We start from the raw sequence: 17,116 nt of genomic DNA, 5'->3' as shown, positions 1-17,116 counted from the left end.
GGCAGACCCCGGAGAGCAGCGGGCAACGCAGCGGACACGCAGCGGAACCACCCTCACCCCAGCGCCCGGACAGCCCGGATCCGACCCGTGGGATTCATCAGGACGAGAACGACGAGCAGTACAAAGAGCGAGATCGAGCTACCGGGCGACCCAGCGGGTCCGGGCCGGCACGGCGGGACGCGGGCGCTTCGTCGGACGCGGCGGGACCCGAGATCGACCACAACGACATCCCTACGGGCGGAACGGTCGTATGTACCGATCGGTATAGCCTGGCCAGTGTCGGACCGGGTCAGGGCTGGGCGACCCGTTCGTCGACGGAGCGAACGTCGGCCGCTGCGGGAAGACCCGTTCGGTCAGGATCCGGGGCGCCTCGGGATCCGCGTCGGTGCACACGTTGGGCAGGACCGTGATGCCGTAAAACAGCAGGTTGATCTCCGCCGGATGCTCGGCCGATCCCACATGCGAATGGTCCCCCTGGGAAACACCCTTCTAGACTCCCCAGGACCCCGGCAAGGTTCGTCGAAGTGGCCGGCTTGGGACAGTTGCCGGCTGCCGCTCAGCGGCCCAGTGTCCTGGTTCACTCCGCCGGCAGGCGGAGAACGGTGACCGCGAAATCCGCGCCCGGATGCCAGGGGCGCAGGTCCCAGGTCGCGAAGCGGTGTTCCCGGCGCAGACCCGAAGCCTCGATGTCGGCGTCGAAAGCGGCCAACGCGTATCCCCGGTCGGCGCCGAAGCCGACCACCACGATTCCGTCCGGCCGCAGGTGGGCGGCGATCCTGGTCAGCACGTCGCGTTCGGTGCCCGGCGCGACAAAGGCCATCACGTTGCCGGCCACCACCGCCGCGTCGAACGGTTCGGCGATCCCGGACGCCGGCAGGTCCAGCGTGGCCAGGTCGGCGACCAGCCAGCGCGGTCCGGGATGGTCGGCGCGAGCCGCATCGATCAGCACCGGGTCGGCGTCCACACCCAGCACGGTGTGCCCCCGGGCGGCCAGCGTGGCACCGACCCGCCCGGTGCCACAGCCCGCGTCGAGGATCCGTGACCCGGGAGCGACCATGGCGTCGAGCAGCCGAGCTTCACCGCCCAGGTCGGCGCCCTCGGCGGCCAGTTGACGGAACCGGTCGACGTACCACCGGGAGTGATCGGGGCCGGTATCGGTGCTCCAGCGGGTCGGTCTGCCCATGGGATCACCGTATCCGGCCCTACACCGGTGGTGCCGATCGAGCCGCCGACGCTCCACCCGCCAGCAACACCCACTACCCAACCAGCCGCCGGCGCTGTGAGCACTCTCCGGATATGGCCGGTTGGTGAGTGACGGTGTGCCCGCCGCCGGGACCTGGGCCTCTGCCCCACGCTGACCACCAGCCTTCATCGCCGCGTGCAAGGGCCAGTCTGGCCCGGGGGGTGGGACCCACGTCCACAGGTGGTCACGGATCCTTTCTCCCCGCCCGCAACTGTGTACCTGCCACTCGGCGGTCCCGGTCCGCTCGGCGAGCTCGCCGGCGCCGATCAGGGTACGGCCATCGTTGACGCGCACGCGCCGGCCACAGCCGACCGCCTGGACGTAGCCGATCCTGCAGTCCTCCAGGTCGGCGCGTAGGCCGGGCGGCGCCGTAGACCTCGCCGCCGGTCAGTGACTCGGGTCGCGACACCGGACACCAGATGGTCGTCGGTTCGGGCAGCGTGATTGGTGGGCCCGTCTCTCAGCGCTGATGATCCGTGCCGGTCGACTGCGATAGGTTCCGGGTCATGGATGGTCGGGCCGCGGTGCAGATGTCGGTGTCGACGTGGCAGCAGCCACTGCCGCCTCGGGCATCGCAGCAGCGTTCGGCGGTGCTGGCGGAGGTCGCTGACCGAGTGTTGGCGTGTGGCGACAGACGGTTGCGGGTTGGCATCGACGGGTTGACCGCCGCGGGCAAGACCAGCTTCGGTCACGAGTTGGCGCAGCAGATCAGCGCGCGAGGCCGGCCGGTGCTGCGGGCAAGTCTGGACGACTTCAAGAGGCCGTGGCGTGACCGGCAACTGTATGACCGCGAGTCCGGTGAGGGCTATTACCGCAATGCCTTCGACTACGACGCGGTGGTGTCGCTGTTGCTGCAACCAGCGGGCCCCGACGGGTCTGGCGACTGCGTGCTGTGCAGCATCGATCCGCTGACGCAGATCGAACATCGTGACGTTGTCGCTGTCGCGACAGCGGACACGGTGCTGATTGTTGATGGTGTCTTCGCGTTCCGCCCGCAGATCAACGACTTCTGGGACTATCGGATCTGGCTGGATGTCGACGAGGACACCTCCGTGCGTCGGGGCACCCACCGTGACCAGGACTGGGCTGGCGCTCAGGCCGAGGCGGTGCACCGGGATCGCTATCTCGTGGCTGAACGGCTGTATCTGACCGAGGTGGATCCACTGCGGCTGGTCGACGTGATCGTCGACAACGCTCTGTTCGACCAGCCGCGCCTGCTGCGCGACCGGCGTGCCGGGTGAGGCGTGTCAGCCGTGCGGCTCGGCGCGAGCACGTGTGCGCCAGGCGGTAGGAGTCGGTTCCGGTTTCGATGATGTTGCCGTCGATCGTGGGCCGGTCGACGATGGCTACGCAGAGCCACGGGTCGGTGAGGGTCTTGGTGCAGCCGGCGAAGGAATCGTTGGAGGCTGTCGCGTCCGGCTGAAGGTTGCGGATGACCCCGGCGCTGACCGCCAACTCGCAATGTAGGTCCGGAAATCGACGAGCCGAAGTCCGGATCTACCTTGTGGTTTCCCGGCTTGAACTCAATATGCCCTATGGGTTCAATGTGGAGAGCGTGTCAATTCGCAAGGCCGAGATCGACGCAACCGTCGAACTCGCGGCGGACGTTGCGCTACTACTGGGAAGAGGCCCGGCTGCAAGCAGTTGAGGCGGCCGAGCCAGGGCGCACCAGAGCCGTAGGGTGGCCCATTCCTTCCGCCTGGTCAGCAGGGTCCGGATGCGGTCCAAGACGGGGCGAGCCGGGTCGGGGCCGGTCGGGTAGCCCGGCCAGGCCCTCACGGTCGTGGCGGGCGATCACCGTCGCACTGTTTGGGGTCCGCATGCGTCGGGATCTGGCTTGCCGATGAGCGCGAACGCCGCGCCGATGGCTCCGATCTGGATCATTCCAGACAAAGGCAGAAGGGATGACCTGCAGGGTCCAGGAAGACCCGGTAGGACGTACCGGGCTGGTCCGGGTGTTTGGTTGCACCGAGATCGGTCACCGCCGCCTCGGCGGCATCGAGGTCATCAACGAGCATGTCGAGGTGCATCTGCTTGGGTCGCTCCCGGGTCGGCCACGTCGGCGGCGTGTAATCAGCAACCCGATGGAATGCGATGCACTGGCCGTCCTCAGGGCAGACCGAAGCCCGGTCGACAGAGACGTCGACCTTCCAATCCAGCATCGCGCCGTAGAACCTGGCGAGCGCACCAGGATCGGGACAGTCGATGGCGATGAGGGGCAAGCGAGCGATGGCCATGCCGGCCAGGGTATCGACCATAGCGGTTGGCGCACCGCCGGATTCCGCAGTGACGTGCCGGCGCTGTTGACCGTCGTACGTCCGCTGTTGGCCGCGGTCCGGGCGTAACCCCACTCCCACGTTGACTCAGTTCGAGCAGCGCGGGAGCGGGCGCTGAACCGCTGATCGCCGGGTAACCGTGGCCGCCAGTCAACCTGGCCCTGGGCATTTGGAGTACCTGACTCTGATCGCAGCCCGTAACCCGACGAGGGATAGATTCGCCGTCACAACGGTCTCGACGGGAAGGCAACGGGGTATGGACGCCAGGACCGAGGAACTGCGGGACGCGCACGACGTGCTTTCGGAGTGGTATGCGGAGAACCTGGTCGGGGTGCTGGAGAGCATGCCGGTCGAGCGGGCCATGCTCGACCTGTTCGCTGAGATGACCTTGGTCGTGGGCGCGGAGGTCGCCGACGTGGGCTGCGGCACCGGACGGCTTCTTCCTTACCTCGCAAGCCGGGGTCTGTCGCCTCGTGGCGTGGATCTGTCGCCCAATATGGTCGAAGTAGCCCGGCGACAGCACCCAGGCTTCGCATACGAGGTCGCCGACCTGCGCGAGCTGCCATTCGAGGACGCGTCGCTGGCCGGGGTGGTGTGCTGGTTCTCGTTGATCTATCTTGCGCCGGACGCCAGGGAACGTGCGTTCACCGAGCTCGGCCGAGTCGTCAAGCCGGGCGGATACCTGGTGACGGCCTTCAAGCACGGCGACGGCACCTTGCACCGTAACGCTCCAGGCAGCCGCGTCGAGAGCTTTGGCATCGACTTCGACCGGTACTGGCTCTCCGCCCGTGAAATGGAGGACCGCTTCGCCACCGCCGGTTTCGCCCTGGTCTTCCAGGGCAGCATCCCAGCCGAAGAGGCGGAGCCCCCATACGGGTACATGCTGGTCCGCAGGACCGACCCCAGGAGTACGTAGTCGCAAACCTCTGTGCGGCGTGGTCATGCCCGGGTTGACCTGGCTGCCCCTCGCCTGTGGGTAACGGGCGGCGATCGGCCGATACGGCGCCCTGGAAGTTGACAGGGAAGTCGGGTGTCCGTTCCGCACCGACGCCGAATGGGTCGGGCTGCGCCCCCCGACAGCCCGTGCGTTGGGCCGAGGCGATCGCGTTCGGCGCCGCGATCCGCAACGGATCCGCCCGAGCGGCGGCCACCCGGATCGTGGGTACGACCCTGACAGCGGCGTCGGCCAGCACCGGGCCGGCGGTCCGGGCGTCGACGTGGCCGAGGGCAAGTGCGATTCATCGCGGCACTCCCATCCGCGACAACCGGTGACGAACCCGCACAACTCAGATGGTACGCCCCGTCGCTGGACCAAGTCCCGGCCGCAGTGATCGGCAGCACCCTCCGCTAGAAACTGCACCGACTGGTCGGTTAAGTTTTGCTTATGACGACACCGCTGGAGGCTGCGCCGAGGCGCCGCTGGGCAGCACTCGCCGTGCTGGTCGGGGCTGTCCTGCTGCTGGCGATCGACGGGACGGTGCTGTACCTGGCCGTGCCGTCGCTCACCCGTGACCTGACCCCCACGGCCGCCCAGGTGCTGTGGATCGGCGACATCTACTCCCTGGCACTGGCCGGCCTGCTGGTCACGATGGGTACGTTGGCCGACCGGATCGGCCGCAAAAGGCTGCTGCTGGCCGGAACCACGGCGTTCGGCCTGGCGTCGCTACTGGCCGCGTTCGCCCCGACGGCGGAGGCACTGATCGCGGCCCGCCTGCTGCTGGGCGTCGCCGGGGCAACGATCATGCCCTCGACCCTGTCGATCATCCGCAACATGTTCACCGACCAGGCCGAGCGCACCCGGGCGATCGCGGTCTGGTCGGCCGCCTCGGCCGGCGGCATCGCGCTCGGGCCACTGGTCGGCGGTGTGCTCCTGGAGCGGTTCTGGTGGGGCTCGGTGTTCCTGATCAACGTGCCGATCATGATCGTGCTCCTGGCCGCTGGCGCCTTCCTGCTCCCCGAATCACGCGATCCCGCTCCCGGACGCTTCGACCCACTGTCCGCCGGCCTGTCGATGGCGGCGATCGTGCCCTTGGTGTACGCGGTCAAACACGCCATCGGCTCCGGGTTCGACACCGTCACCGCCGTATGCCTCACGGTCGGCTTGGCCGCCGGAACGCTCTTCGTACGCCGGCAGCGACGGCTGCCCGTGCCGATGATCGACGTGGCCCTGTTCCGCAACCCGGCGTTCAGCGGGTCCGTGCTGGCGAACTTCATCTCGATCTTCGCGTTGACCGGGCTGTTGTTCTTCTTCTCCCAGTACCTCCAACTGGCCCGCGGTCTCGGTCCACTGCTCGCCGGACTGGCCGAGATGCCCGCCACGATCGCCTCGATCGTCGTCGTCGGCCTCGTCGGAATCGCCATGTCCCGACTCGGCCGGGGGCGGGCCATCGCCCTCGGCCAGGCCCTGGCCTCCGTCGGACTGGTCCTGATGGCGCTGGCCGAGGGCGCCGACAACTACCTCTGGCTCGGGCTCGCCCTGGTTCCGGTCGGGTTGGGCGTCGGCCTGGCGATGACGTTGAGCACCGACGCAGTGGTGTCGGCCGTCCCACCCCGCAAGGCCGGATCGGCGGCATCGATCTCCGAGACCGCCTACGAACTGGGCGTCGCGCTGGGTATCGCTATCCTCGGCTCGATCGTGACCCTCGTCTACCGCGCGGACCTGACCGTTCCCGACGATCTCCCGACAGCCACCCGCAGCGCAGTGGAGGACTCCCTGGCCTCGGCAATGAACGTCCTCGACCCCGGGTCAGCCCTCGCCCACGCCGCGCAGGAGGCGTTCGTCCACGCCACGCAGACCACCTCCGTGATCGCGGGCGTCATCACGGCACTGGCCGCAATCGTCGCCTGGCGCACCATCCCGTCGCCGAAACAACCGGCAGACGGCGACCCCACTACGTCCACGAGTCACTAGGAAGCAGCAACGATGCCCCGCAAAGCCGGACGCCCACCCGAACAGACCCGTCGCATCCTGCTCGACGCGGCCGCCACCGTGATCCGCAACCGCGGCATCACCGCGACCCTGGACGACATCGCCCGCGAGGCCGGCGTGTCCAAAGGCGGCCTCATCTACCACTTCGCCAGCAAGGACGAACTCATCCTCGCCCTGGCAACCGACCTGCTTGACGCCTTCCGCAAAGCGGTCCACGCCGCCCTGTCCCCCGACGACCAGACCGCCGGACGGCTCACCCGCGCCTACATCCACGCCTGCCTGGACCCGACGGACGACGAGCACACCATCCGCGAAAGCCTCACCCTCACCGCCCACCTCATCACCAGCCCCGAGGTCGCCGCCCTCGCCCATGACGACGCCCGACGGTGGCAGGCCGAACTGGACGCCGACGGCCTCCCCGCGGATCTCGTCACCCTGGTCGTCGCCGCCGCCGACGGCGCCAGCTACACACCGATCTGGGGAGGCAGCATCCACACCGCCGCCCACCAGCGACTCAAACACCAACTCATCGCGCTCACCCACGACCCCACAGCGTGGAAGCTCGTGGGTCAGCACCGGACGGCAGCACCAGCAGACTCCGCCGGGACACGAATGCCGGGCCACCGGCAGGACTGACAGTTTCCCCGTTCACGCGGTTAGGTTCGAGGTGCGGGGACGGCAAGTCGTCCCGCGACAGGCCAAAGTCCCATGAGCCGGTGCCGGTTGCTGTCGAGCAGGTCGGCAGCGGCGGTGTCCTGGCCGGCTGCGGTCAGGGCTTGGGCTGCCTGAAGGTGTAGGTGCTCGTTGAGAGGTCGACGGTGATGGACTGTTCGAGGAGCCGACGCCGCTCGCCGGTCCGACTCGTCATCTCACCAGAAGAACGGCAACTGGTAGAACACCCCGTCACACGGGCCACCGAGCATCGATTAACTTCTGGCGACCTCAGCGCCGCTGAGGTTCCCGCGTGCGTCCGCTGCCCGCGCCCGACGACCAAACGGCGTCCAAGCGACGTTGCACCCGAGGCCGTAAAACGGAAAACGTGAGGATGGCACCACCAGCGTCGCCCGGCGACGTTCGGCCACGCCGCTGGTCGGATGACGTCGTGTCCGAGCCAATCGAGTGGATCAAGCAGTGTGTGAACGCGGACGATGTCGTCGAGCGGCAGTTCGTCCTACACCGACCATCGGGCGCCGTACCAGGAGTTTTGTGGATGCCGCCCTTGGCCGGTTCGCCACGTCCGCTGATCCTGCTGGGGCATGGCGGTAGCGGGCACAAGAGAAGCCAGCGGATCGTCGACCTTGCCTGCTGGTTCGCGGCGCGTTCCGGTTTCGCGGCGGTCGCGATCGACGGCCCCTGTCACGGTGATCGCTTCCCGGTTCCGTTGGCGCCCGCGGAGTATCAGGCCAGGATCGTCCGGGAGGGGATCGAGATTGTCCTCGACCGGATGACCGACGACTGGCTGGCGACCGTGAACGCGCTTGCTGCCGTGGGTCTCGCCGACATCAGCAACGTCGGATATCTCGGGATGTCCATGGGGACACGGTTCGGTCTGCCCCTGGCGGCGGCCATGGGCGACAGGCTGCGGTGCGTGGTCTTCGGCAAGTTCGGGCTTCGGCAGCCCCCGGCGTGCACGAGGGCCTGGACGCCCCGCAGCGCGTCGCCGCCGACGCCCGACAGGTCACTGCCCCGGTGCTCTTCCATGTGCGGTGGCACGACGAGATCTTCCCCAGAGACGGCCAGCTGGCGCTGTTCGACCTGCTCGGCTCGCCGGACAAGGAACTGGCCGGCTATCCCGGCGGACACACCGATACCAGGCCCACGGCTGTCGGCCGGTGGCGCGAGTTCGTCTCCCGCCACCTGACCCGGAGTACCTGAACCTGCCGACCATGCTCACCGCCGAACTCCTGCAAGGTGTCGGCGTCGGACTGATCTTCCCTGCCGTCCACGCCGGCTCGAGGGAGAACCTCACCACCACCGCGCAGGAGGAGCAACCATCGCCGCCGCCTGGATCGCGCCATCCGCTGCCATGCCCATAACTGGCATCGGCATGGCATCCCGCCACCACGCCGCTCGCCCATGGAACGCGGTACGCCAGCGCCGCCCCGTACACGTCTGACTGTATGCCGGTCTCACCTGACACCGGATGTCGGGCTCGTTCGAAACCAGCATCGATGAGGGGTACCAGATGTCGACGGGCGACGACACCACGGGTGTTCCGCCCAGCCTCGATGGCTTCTACCCAAGCCGAACATGACGCCCGGATGCCAGCACTGGCTTATATAAGTGAAGGCCGGTACGATCCATGATCGTGCACGCGTTCGACATCCTCGGCGACCCGGTACGCCGGCGCATTCTGGAGCTGCTCGCCGACGGTGAGCTGACCTCTGGCGCGATCACGGACGTGGTCCGGGCCGAGTTCGGACTCTCGCAGCCGGCTGTCTCACAGCATCTGCGCGTGTTGCGTGACAGCGGGTTCACGTCGGTGCGGGCCGAGGGCGCTCGCCGGTTCTACGCCGTCGAGCCCGCGCCGCTGCGCGAGGTCGACGCGTGGTTGGACCGGTTTCGCCGGTTGTGGGAACAGCGCCTCGACGCTCTGGGAACCGAGCTGGCCCGGGGCAGGCGTGCTGCTCGGACTCCGGCTGGTGGGGAGCCCACCCGACCGGCCGGGTCCGGCACCGATGCGGACGAGCCAGATTCATCAGCGAAGGGAACATGACATGAAAGACGTATTGGACGAACTGGCCGCCGCGCAGCGGGCAATGGGCAAGGGCAGCGTGCCCGCGGGCGACGCGTACACCATCGAGGTGCGGCGGCGATACAACGCGCAGATCGACGACGTCTGGGACGCCGTCACCAGCCCCGAGCGGCTGCGTCGGTGGTTGAGGCCGGTCACCGGGGATCTGCGGCCTGGCGGGAAGTTCGAGTTGGACGGTGGTGAGCACGGCGAGATCCTGCGGTGCGAGCCGCCGCGCCTGCTCAAGGTGTCCTGGCTCTACGGGCCGGACGCGGACGCTTGGCCCGGCACGAGCGAGGTGGAAGTGCGCCTTGCCGCGGGCCCGACCGGCGACACCGAGTTCGAGCTGATCCACGCGGCGGTCGTCGAGGAGCCCCTCTTCCCGACTTACGGCCCCGGTGCCGGCGGCGTTGGTTGGGACCTGGCTCTCCTCGCCCTTGCCCGGCTGTTGGCCGGTGGCGAGACCGCCGACCACGAGGGGGTCCAGAAGTCGCCCGAAGGGCGCGAGTTCATCCGGCGCAGCGCCGCGGCCTGGGGCGAGGCTCACCTGGCCGCCGGTGGCGAACCGGAGCACGTCGCGGCCGCGGTGGAGGCCACCACGAAGTTCTACGCACCCGACCCGACCTGACATCCCCGCTGCGGTGGGCTGACCGGCATCCATGGCGCTCGCCCCCTGACGAGAATCGTCGATCGCGAGACGGGCGTCAGGCCTCTCCGTCGAGGAGCAGGACGAGCAGCACAACAGCATGTGGTCCCACACCTAGAAAGATTGCGCGATGAAATACACCAACTCGATCGAAATCGCCCTGCCGCGGGAGCGCGTGGCTCAACTGCTCGCCGACCCGGCACACCTACCGAAGTGGCTGCGGGGCATGGTGCTGCACGAGCCGGTGAACGGGATACACGGGCAGCTCGGTACCACGTCGCGGGTCGTGCTGCAGTCGGGGAAGCAGAAGATGGAGTGCATCGAGACGATCACCCGCCGGGAGCCGGCAGACCTGCACGGGATCCCGAAGGAGAGCGTCGTTCACTTCGACCGCGAGACCGTCGGCGCGGGCATGTGGAGCGTCGTGCGCGATCGGCTGACCGAAGCCGATCCGGAGACGACGCTCTGGGAGAGCGAGAGCGAATACCGGTTCAGCAGCCTGCCGATGCGGCTGATGGGGCTTCTCATGCCCGGCGCCTTCCACAAACAGTCGCAGCAGCACATGCAGGATTTCAAGGCGTTCGCCGAACAGGGCAAGGATGTCCGCGCGTGATCATCATCGAGCACCTGCCTGGCAGCTCGGCCGGCTCCTCGCGCTGCAGAGCAAGCCGTTCGCGGCGGCGTTGTACCGGTGGAAGCGGCTGCGCGCACAGCGCCGCAAGAGCGGGGACACCACGCTGCCGGCCCTGCCCACCCACGTCACCAGCTTCCTCGACGACCTCGCACTGCTGGACGGGGTGCCGTTCAACTACCTGGTGCCCGAGGAGAGCATGACGCCGGTCGAGTCGCTGCGGTTCTTCTCGCTCTACGAAGGATGGCTCGCCGCCCTGCTCGACGGGGCGCTGAGCATCGGCCGGGTCACCCCCGCCGACCGCCGGATGGAACGCCACCCTCGCCGCGGACCTGCTCGGCCTCGACGGTCTGGCACCGTGGACCCGCCAGGTGCTGTCGCCGTCCGGTGGCCCGACTCCGAGCGGATTCCTGCTCCGGTCGCACGCCGTCGCCGGCTGACCGGACCTGCGGATCAACGCCGAGGGCGCGCGCGGCGGCAAGCTGGACCCGCTGCCGCCCAGACTGCTGTCGCCAAGCACCCTGCTCTGTCTGTTCGCCGGTGACCTGGCCACCCTGACCCTCGCCCAGCCGGAACACACCCTGCACTTCGGTCTCGGTGCCACGGCCGGCGCCTGGCAGGGCGGTTCCCGGGTGGTGGACGTGACCGCGCTGGCCACCGATCGGATCGGTGCTCCGGCGGCGAGCCAGGCCGCCTCGGCCCGATTCGCGGCGCACATGATCGCGGTCGCGCCGCAGGCCACCGTCACCCGCCGGTGACCTCGCGGTGGGCGCACCGGTGTCCGCGATTCCGGGCACCGGTCGCCGACCACGGGTTCGACGCACGACGATGCCCGCGACCGATGCCCATCCAGACCAGCTCATCCTCGAGGTCGACGCCGCCCGCCCACCCACATCGCCGATTGCCGCCCGAACCGTGGCCGGCATGTCTGCACGCGACATCCGGATCCTCGCCGATGCGTTTTTCCTCTCGGCATCCTCTCAGAGGACGACCATAAGATATTCAGCTTCTGCTGCGATAGTCACCGAATGATCCCATGTGTTGGGAGCGAGGTTCCGCTCGCCTGTAGGGACAGTCCCAACATTCTCGAACTGCTCCCGGGTAAGCCGGCGGCATGATCGTCCACTTGCCGCTCAAGGGTCGGGTCCGCGGCATTCCCCTGCGGGTCAAGCTGGTCGCCGCGGTCCTGGCCCTGGTCACCGCCGCCCTGGTGGTGATCGGCGCGAGCAGTTCCTTCTTCCTGCACCGCTATCTGGTTGATCAGATTGACGCGGGACTGGGCGGGTTCGTCAACCGGGTGAAGGCGACCGGTCAGGTCCCCATCAATCAAACCGCCGGCCTGCCGACCGACTACGTCGCCGTACTCATCGACAAACAGGCAGGCGTGGGGCGGACGGTCACGGATCAGCGTTTCGCCGCCACGGACCTCCCGAACTGGCCGACCAGCCTCAGTTGGTACGAGCAGAGGGTCAACAAGATCTCGACGGTCCACGCGGCCGGCAACCACCTGCGTTGGCGGGTCACCGTCGGACAGATCAACGATCAGCAGTTGCTCGTCGTGGGGCAGAGCCTGGCCGGCGTCGACCAGGCCGTCCGGCAGCTGATCTTGATCGACGTACTGGTCGGTTGCATGGTCCTGCTGCTGCTCGCCTCGATAGGGGCAGCGATCGTAGCTACCAGTCTTCGGCCGCTGGTGGAGATCGAGCGGACCGCCGCGGCGATCGCCGCCGGCGATCTGACCAAGCGGGTACCGGACCCGGAGCCCGGCGTGCCGGAGCCACGCAGCGAGTTGGGACGGCTGTCCCAGGCACTCAACGCAATGCTTGCCCAGATCGAGGCCGCGTTCACCGCGCAGGCGGTCTCGGAAGCCGCGGCCCGGCGCTCGGAGGAGCGAATGCGGCAGTTCGTGGCGGACGCATCGCACGAACTACGTACTCCGCTGACCACGATCCGCGGCTTCGCCGAGTTGTACAGGCAGGGTGCCGTCGGCTCGCCGGAGGACACCACCCGGCTGGTCCGACGGATCGAGGATGAAGCGTCCCGGATGGGTCTTCTCGTCGAGGACCTGCTACTCCTTGCCCGCCTGGACAAGGAACGGCCGCTGACACTGGCACCGGTCGAACTGCCGTTGCTGGCGGCCGACGCGGTGCAAGCCGCTGCCGCGGTCGCGCCCGAACGGGCGATCGGGCTGGAAGTGGCACAGGGTGCCGGCCCGCTGGTGGTGTACGGCGACGACGCCCGGCTGCGGCAGATCCTCGGGAACCTGATGACCAACGCGGTCACCCACACGCCCTCCGGGGCAACCGTCACCCTCCGGCTGCGACGGGAAACGGGTGACCTGGCCGTCGTGGAGGTCGCGGACACCGGTCCAGGTCTCTCGCCGGAGCAGGCTGAGCGGGTCTTCGAGCGGTTCTACCGCGCGGATGCGGCCCGGACCCGGCGGACGGACGGCGCCACCGGTGCGGGCCTGGGCCTCGCTATCGTCGCCGCCCTGGTCGCCGCACATCAGGGCAGCGTCGAGGTGGTCGAGACGCCGGGAGGAGGAGCCACCTTCCGGGTACGGCTGCCGCTCGCGCCTTCGGTCGACGACCCGCCCCGGACGGTCACGGCTTCAAGGGCGGGATCGTCTCGATGATTGCTTCGACGGTTTTGGCGCGCAACTGTGAGCCGGTCAGCCCAGGGTGTTTCCGGCCTACGGACTCCTCCCACGACTTGGCCGACCACGGGCGGACCTCCAACCAGACCAGGGCCATCCCGACCATCTTGGGCCGGAAGTCATCGGGCTCGATCCCGGCGGGGTTCGCCGTCACGACGGCCTTGTCGAGCGCCTTCATCGCCTCGTCGGACTTCCTCTCGATGGCGCGGATCACGGACAAGTGCAGCAGCGCCCGCCAGTGCCCGTAGATACAGGCCTTTTCGATCTCCATGTGCGCGGTGGCCCCCCGACCGGTGGCAAGGCGCGTCTCAGCCTCCTGGTAATGCTTCTCCCCCTCTTCGGCCCTGGTGAGGCAATACTTCAGGACGTGGCGTGCCGCCTTCACCCGCCATTCCCACCGCGGTCCGGTCACGGACGGCTTGGCCTCCGAGTCGGCCGGCTTGGCCTCGGAGTCGTCGAACACCAGCTTGGCAACCAGCAGCACCACCCCGATGATCACCAGCCAACCAAACACCTCGGTCCAATCGCTCACCCCATCCACAGTAGAGGCGGGCCCGTTTCGTGTGAACCGCCCCGGATCTTGTAGAGGCGAGCAGGCAAGAACCCGCCAGCGCCTGAGACGTGCGGGTGCGCGGCAACCGTCGCAGCCTCCGCCCCGCCCGCGACCGGCCGACGCGACGACGCCGAACCCCGACCGCATGCCCGGCAGCGGGCCGCCTGATCCATAGCCGGCACCAACGCTCCCCCGCTGGCAACGGATTGATTACCCCCGACATGCCGAAGGCTGGAAAGACCAGAGGCGCCGTCTGGACACCGCCTGAGCTCGAACTCGGGGATACGTACCATCCACGAATGACGGACGATCCGATTGCGCCCGACCTTGAAGTCACGAGGGTGTTGGCCGCATCGCCCCAACAGATCTGGTCAGCCTGGGTCGACTCGGATGCGATCGCGAACTGGTGGGGACCCGATGGCTTCACGAGCACGGTACGCGAACTCGATCTGCGAGATGGGGGCCGATTCGACGTGGTGATGCACGGCCCGAACGGAGCCCGATACGAGAACGCGTACCTCTTCGAGGAGGTGGAGGTGGAGGTGGACAAACGGGTTGCCTACCTCCACCAGGGTCCGAAACAGCATGGGCTGGCTCCGTCGCGCTCAACAATGACCATTGAGGAGGAGGACGCCGACGCGCCACGGGGTGCCCGTCAGCACCAGCCGTTGATCGGGCCGTTCACCCCGGTCCACAGGTAGGCGTCGGTCACCCAGGTGCCGTCACTCAGCCGGTTCCAGAGGCTGGTGGTGCCGTACCGGCCGGCGTGCGAGGTGCCGTTGGCGGAGCAGGAGACGGTGACCGTGGCGCCGTCGCCCACCGTTCCCCGAACGGCATAGCCGGTGCCGGGCCCGGACCGCTTGTTCACCGTGCCCCCGCCGTTGGCGTCGACGACCGCCTGGTTGAAGCCCAACGCCCCGTAGTTGTAGACCGCACCGCCGGCGCCTCTCCAGGTCGAGCCGTGCCGGGCGCCGCCCTGGTAGGCGGAGGCGCCGTTCTCGAACGCCCACTTGCCGATGCCGTGGCCGGCGATGCCCACGTACGCGCTGTTCTGCCGCAGCCCGAAGTGGACGTGCCGGCCGGACGCCGCACCGCCGCAGGTGACGTCGGTGCCCGTGTAGCCCAGGTAGGCACCCTGGCCGACGGCGGCGCCGTTGACCGAGATGCTGCTCCACAGGTGGTAGTAGTCGGTGGAGTAGCCCCGGTCGTGGATCACTCGGATCCACCCCGTACACATCGTGTACGCCGTGCCGGCCCGCGCCGCGCGGACCACCTGGTCGCCGCCGGCCAGGTCGATCGAGCTGTACGGCGTCTCGTAGCCGCCCCAGCCGTGCGGGCCGCTGGTCAGCGTCCACGTCTGGCCGACGGCGAACGGCAGGGCCATCCCGGTCCGGTAGTCGCCGCCTGCCTGCATGGTGGTCGGGGTGCTCGTGAAGACCGCCTTCTCCTGCTTGTTCACCAGGGGCGACTCGGCGGCCAGCTCACTGAACCCGGCTTCGCCGTCGAAGTTCACCCGCCACGTCCCGGCCTCGGCACGGGCGATGAAGACCGCGCCGGTCGGGTGGATGTCCTTCTCGTGGGAAGTGACGGCCACGGCCGTACCGAAGGCCCACTGGCTGTTCTTGCGGGTAACGGTCACGCGGGTCTCGGAGCTTTCGGCGTGCTCTGCCACGGAGCTGCCGGCGTGCTTCGCCGCCTCGGCCTCGACCTGCCCGCGCAGCTTGGCGGTCACGGCGTCCTCGACGCTCATCCGCACCGGGTGCGACGCGGTGGCGTGCGCGGCGGTGCCCGCGACCAGGAGTTCCGCCGCCAGCAGTGCTGCGGCGACGCCGGTCCATCGTCTGATGTGCACCATTGACGACCTCTCTCGAATCGAAGGGCATCGCTAGGTTCTGCTGACGATAGACAGGTCGACGAATATTGTCTACATGCTGACCGTCAGCGGTGAAGGTATATTTCGCGCGCCCTCACCACCGACACCAGCCGCCACGGCACCACAACCCGGGACGACTCCACCCCGCCCGAGCCGCCGCACCAGCTGGATCGACCACGACGGTGACCCGCCCGTCATCGAGGGCACCCCGATCCAGCTTCAGGTCAGGCACCTGCCCGGCGCCCTGAACCACTCAACCCCCGCGAGTCAACCAAACCCGGGGCACTCCCCCGGCTCCAAAGCGGCGAAGTGCAGTCGCCCATCGTGGACGTCCCGTGTCGGGACGGCAGATCGATACGCGGAAGGGCATTGGCGTTCTTGACAGTCTCGGTCTCGTTGGGACATTCTCTGGCCAGGTCGCGCCCGACAGTCCGTCCCACAAGGGCGTACATACACAAGTTCGACCCTCCACTCCACCACGAACATGGAGGTCACTTTGCGTCGCCATATCGCAGCGAGCCTGGCTGTGCTTGTCGCCGGGCTCGGAGTCATGACTTCTCAGCAGTCTGCGCATGCCGGCAGTGGCGCACCGTTCAAGCTGCCTTACCGGGCTGGACACGCGTACACCATTACCCAGACCCCGGGGAGCGGTTTCTCCCACAATGACGCCTACAACCGGCATGCCGTTGACTTCGCCATGCCGCAAGGAACCCCGATCGTAGCCTCGGCGGCCGGCATCATCCACTATGCGGGATGGAGCGCCGGCGGCGGTATCATCGCGCTAATCGACCACGGCAACAATCGCTGCTCTCAGTATGCCCATCTCAGCGGCACCACTGTCGGCAAAGGGAATAGGGTGGCCCAGGGGCAGCAGATCGGCACTTCCGGCGCCACTGGAAACGTGACCGGGCCCCATCTGCACTGGAATGTTGTCTACTGCGACTCCCAGGTCAGCCGCGAAATCCCCAATACGGTGGAGGTCGGCACCAACTATCCCACCGGTACCAGACCGGTGAGCCAGAACCGCCTGTCCACCGGCCTACCGGGGGCCGACGGTGAGCGAGTGTCCGACTTCAGCGGTGACGGTGCCGCCGATGTCCTGGGTGTCGATGCGAGTGGAAATCTCTGGTACTACCCGCACAGCGGCGCCGGCCTCGCCACCCCGGTCAAGATCGGACACGGCTGGTCGACCTTCAAGCACGTGATGGCTGCCGATTGGAGCGGTGACGGCGCCGCCGACATCTTGGGCGTCGACTCGTCCGGGAGGCTGTTGTACTACCCGAACAACAACTACAAGCTCTCCAGCCCCACCCAGATCGGGCACGGCTGGTCGACCTTCAAGCACGTGATGGCCGCGGACTGGAGCGGTGACGGCGCCGCCGACATCCTCGGCGTCGACGCGAATGGAAACCTCTGGTACTACCCACACAGCGGCGCCGGCCTCGCCACCCCAGTCAAGATCGGACACGGCTGGTCCAGCTTCAAGCACGTGATGGCCGCGGACTGGAGCGGTGACGGCGCCGCCGACATCCTCGGCGTCGACGCGAATGGAAACCTCTGGTACTACCCACACAG

The 17,116-nt window shown here is 68.1% G+C and carries 18 protein-coding genes and 1 pseudogene; 14 read left to right on the top strand and 5 right to left on the bottom strand.

The window, feature by feature from the left end; all coding sequences use genetic code 11:
- Positions 1-577: 577 nt before the first annotated feature.
- Positions 578-1,183: a class I SAM-dependent methyltransferase gene (locus AB0M79_RS28825; protein ID WP_364219456.1), complete on the bottom strand. Its 606-nt coding sequence runs from the start codon at positions 1,181-1,183 to the stop codon at positions 578-580.
- Between the two features lie 566 nt (positions 1,184-1,749).
- On the opposite strand from AB0M79_RS28825, the gene AB0M79_RS28820 reads away from it, so the two are divergent.
- Positions 1,750-2,484 (top strand): uridine kinase, encoded by a 735-nt coding sequence (locus AB0M79_RS28820; RefSeq protein WP_364219453.1) that lies wholly within the window; start codon positions 1,750-1,752, stop codon positions 2,482-2,484.
- Positions 2,485-2,675: 191 nt separating this feature from the next.
- A complete protein-coding gene (locus AB0M79_RS28815) occupies positions 2,676-2,891 on the top strand; it encodes a hypothetical protein (RefSeq protein WP_364219761.1) in 216 nt (71 codons plus the stop codon).
- Between the two features lie 2 nt (positions 2,892-2,893).
- Here AB0M79_RS28815 and AB0M79_RS28810 read toward each other — a convergent pair.
- Positions 2,894-3,058 (bottom strand): annotated as a pseudogene (locus AB0M79_RS28810) (IS630 family transposase); the annotation flags it as partial.
- Between the two features lie 65 nt (positions 3,059-3,123).
- Entirely contained in the window at positions 3,124-3,501 is a 378-nt protein-coding gene (locus AB0M79_RS28805; protein ID WP_364219450.1) for a VOC family protein, read from the bottom strand.
- A 274-nt stretch (positions 3,502-3,775) separates the two neighbouring features.
- Here AB0M79_RS28805 and AB0M79_RS28800 point away from each other — a divergent pair, with 274 nt between their 5' ends.
- The 10 genes from AB0M79_RS28800 (at position 3,776) to AB0M79_RS28755 (ending at position 13,094) form a co-directional block, all read left to right on the top strand.
- Positions 3,776-4,435 (top strand): class I SAM-dependent methyltransferase, encoded by a 660-nt coding sequence (locus AB0M79_RS28800; protein ID WP_364219447.1) that lies wholly within the window; start codon positions 3,776-3,778, stop codon positions 4,433-4,435.
- Positions 4,436-4,903: 468 nt separating this feature from the next.
- Positions 4,904-6,430, top strand: coding sequence for an MFS transporter (locus tag AB0M79_RS28795; RefSeq protein ID WP_364219444.1), 1,527 nt, complete (start codon positions 4,904-4,906; stop codon positions 6,428-6,430).
- Positions 6,431-6,442: 12 nt separating this feature from the next.
- The gene (locus AB0M79_RS28790) at positions 6,443-7,084 is read left to right on the top strand and encodes a TetR family transcriptional regulator (protein ID WP_364219441.1); all 642 of its coding nucleotides are present in this window, start codon (positions 6,443-6,445) and stop codon (positions 7,082-7,084) included.
- A gap of 990 nt (positions 7,085-8,074) precedes the next feature.
- Complete coding sequence (locus AB0M79_RS28785; RefSeq protein ID WP_364219438.1) at positions 8,075-8,323, top strand: hypothetical protein; 249 nt, start codon at positions 8,075-8,077, stop codon at positions 8,321-8,323.
- A gap of 433 nt (positions 8,324-8,756) precedes the next feature.
- Entirely contained in the window at positions 8,757-9,164 is a 408-nt protein-coding gene (locus tag AB0M79_RS28780) for a metalloregulator ArsR/SmtB family transcription factor (RefSeq protein ID WP_364219435.1), read from the top strand.
- 1 nt (position 9,165) lies between these two features.
- On the top strand, positions 9,166-9,810 hold the full coding sequence (locus AB0M79_RS28775; protein WP_364219432.1) for an SRPBCC domain-containing protein: 645 nt from the start codon (positions 9,166-9,168) through the stop codon (positions 9,808-9,810).
- A gap of 148 nt (positions 9,811-9,958) precedes the next feature.
- Positions 9,959-10,441 (top strand): SRPBCC family protein, encoded by a 483-nt coding sequence (locus tag AB0M79_RS28770; protein WP_364219430.1) that lies wholly within the window; start codon positions 9,959-9,961, stop codon positions 10,439-10,441.
- The gene (locus AB0M79_RS28765; RefSeq protein ID WP_364219427.1) at positions 10,428-11,003 is read left to right on the top strand and encodes a hypothetical protein; all 576 of its coding nucleotides are present in this window, start codon (positions 10,428-10,430) and stop codon (positions 11,001-11,003) included. Before AB0M79_RS28770 ends, AB0M79_RS28765 begins: the two co-directional genes overlap by 14 nt.
- Positions 11,004-11,091: 88 nt before the next feature.
- Positions 11,092-11,217 carry a hypothetical protein gene (locus tag AB0M79_RS28760; RefSeq protein ID WP_364219424.1) on the top strand — a complete coding sequence of 42 codons (126 nt, stop codon included), beginning with the start codon at positions 11,092-11,094 and terminating at the stop codon, positions 11,215-11,217.
- A gap of 356 nt (positions 11,218-11,573) precedes the next feature.
- Positions 11,574-13,094, top strand: coding sequence for a HAMP domain-containing sensor histidine kinase (locus tag AB0M79_RS28755; RefSeq protein WP_364219421.1), 1,521 nt, complete (start codon positions 11,574-11,576; stop codon positions 13,092-13,094).
- Here AB0M79_RS28755 and AB0M79_RS28750 read toward each other — a convergent pair.
- Complete coding sequence (locus AB0M79_RS28750; protein ID WP_364219418.1) at positions 13,063-13,647, bottom strand: hypothetical protein; 585 nt, start codon at positions 13,645-13,647, stop codon at positions 13,063-13,065. The two genes, AB0M79_RS28755 and AB0M79_RS28750, sit on opposite strands and share 32 nt — an antisense overlap.
- A gap of 320 nt (positions 13,648-13,967) precedes the next feature.
- On the opposite strand from AB0M79_RS28750, the gene AB0M79_RS28745 reads away from it, so the two are divergent.
- Positions 13,968-14,369 (top strand): SRPBCC domain-containing protein, encoded by a 402-nt coding sequence (locus AB0M79_RS28745; RefSeq protein WP_364219415.1) that lies wholly within the window; start codon positions 13,968-13,970, stop codon positions 14,367-14,369.
- On the opposite strand, the gene AB0M79_RS28740 is transcribed toward AB0M79_RS28745, so the two are convergent.
- Complete coding sequence (locus AB0M79_RS28740; protein ID WP_364219412.1) at positions 14,324-15,520, bottom strand: peptidoglycan DD-metalloendopeptidase family protein; 1,197 nt, start codon at positions 15,518-15,520, stop codon at positions 14,324-14,326. The genes AB0M79_RS28745 and AB0M79_RS28740 overlap by 46 nt on opposite strands.
- 571 nt (positions 15,521-16,091) lie before the next feature.
- On the opposite strand from AB0M79_RS28740, the gene AB0M79_RS28735 reads away from it, so the two are divergent.
- The coding region (locus AB0M79_RS28735) for a peptidoglycan DD-metalloendopeptidase family protein (protein WP_364219409.1) at positions 16,092-17,116 on the top strand (1,025 nt) is incomplete at its 3' end.

Origin of the sequence: Polymorphospora sp. NPDC051019 (genome assembly GCF_040683055.1) — a bacterium.
GTDB lineage: Bacteria > Actinomycetota > Actinomycetes > Mycobacteriales > Micromonosporaceae > Polymorphospora > Polymorphospora lycopeni.
This window is presented reverse-complemented; position numbering and strand designations above follow the sequence as displayed.

Excerpts from the sequence above, each read along its gene's own strand:
- AB0M79_RS28825 (WP_364219456.1), bottom strand. The coding sequence starts at position 1,183 with ATGGGCAGACCGACCCGCTGGAGCACCGATACCGGCCCCGATCACTCC.
- AB0M79_RS28820 (WP_364219453.1), top strand. The coding sequence starts at position 1,750 with ATGGATGGTCGGGCCGCGGTGCAGATGTCGGTGTCGACGTGGCAGCAG.
- AB0M79_RS28815 (WP_364219761.1), top strand. The coding sequence starts at position 2,676 with ATGACCCCGGCGCTGACCGCCAACTCGCAATGTAGGTCCGGAAATCGA.
- AB0M79_RS28805 (WP_364219450.1), bottom strand. The coding sequence starts at position 3,501 with ATGGTCGATACCCTGGCCGGCATGGCCATCGCTCGCTTGCCCCTCATC.
- AB0M79_RS28800 (WP_364219447.1), top strand. The coding sequence starts at position 3,776 with ATGGACGCCAGGACCGAGGAACTGCGGGACGCGCACGACGTGCTTTCG.
- AB0M79_RS28795 (WP_364219444.1), top strand. The coding sequence starts at position 4,904 with ATGACGACACCGCTGGAGGCTGCGCCGAGGCGCCGCTGGGCAGCACTC.
- AB0M79_RS28790 (WP_364219441.1), top strand. The coding sequence starts at position 6,443 with ATGCCCCGCAAAGCCGGACGCCCACCCGAACAGACCCGTCGCATCCTG.
- AB0M79_RS28775 (WP_364219432.1), top strand. The coding sequence starts at position 9,166 with ATGAAAGACGTATTGGACGAACTGGCCGCCGCGCAGCGGGCAATGGGC.
- AB0M79_RS28770 (WP_364219430.1), top strand. The coding sequence starts at position 9,959 with ATGAAATACACCAACTCGATCGAAATCGCCCTGCCGCGGGAGCGCGTG.
- AB0M79_RS28765 (WP_364219427.1), top strand. The coding sequence starts at position 10,428 with ATGTCCGCGCGTGATCATCATCGAGCACCTGCCTGGCAGCTCGGCCGG.
- AB0M79_RS28755 (WP_364219421.1), top strand. The coding sequence starts at position 11,574 with ATGATCGTCCACTTGCCGCTCAAGGGTCGGGTCCGCGGCATTCCCCTG.
- AB0M79_RS28745 (WP_364219415.1), top strand. The coding sequence starts at position 13,968 with ATGACGGACGATCCGATTGCGCCCGACCTTGAAGTCACGAGGGTGTTG.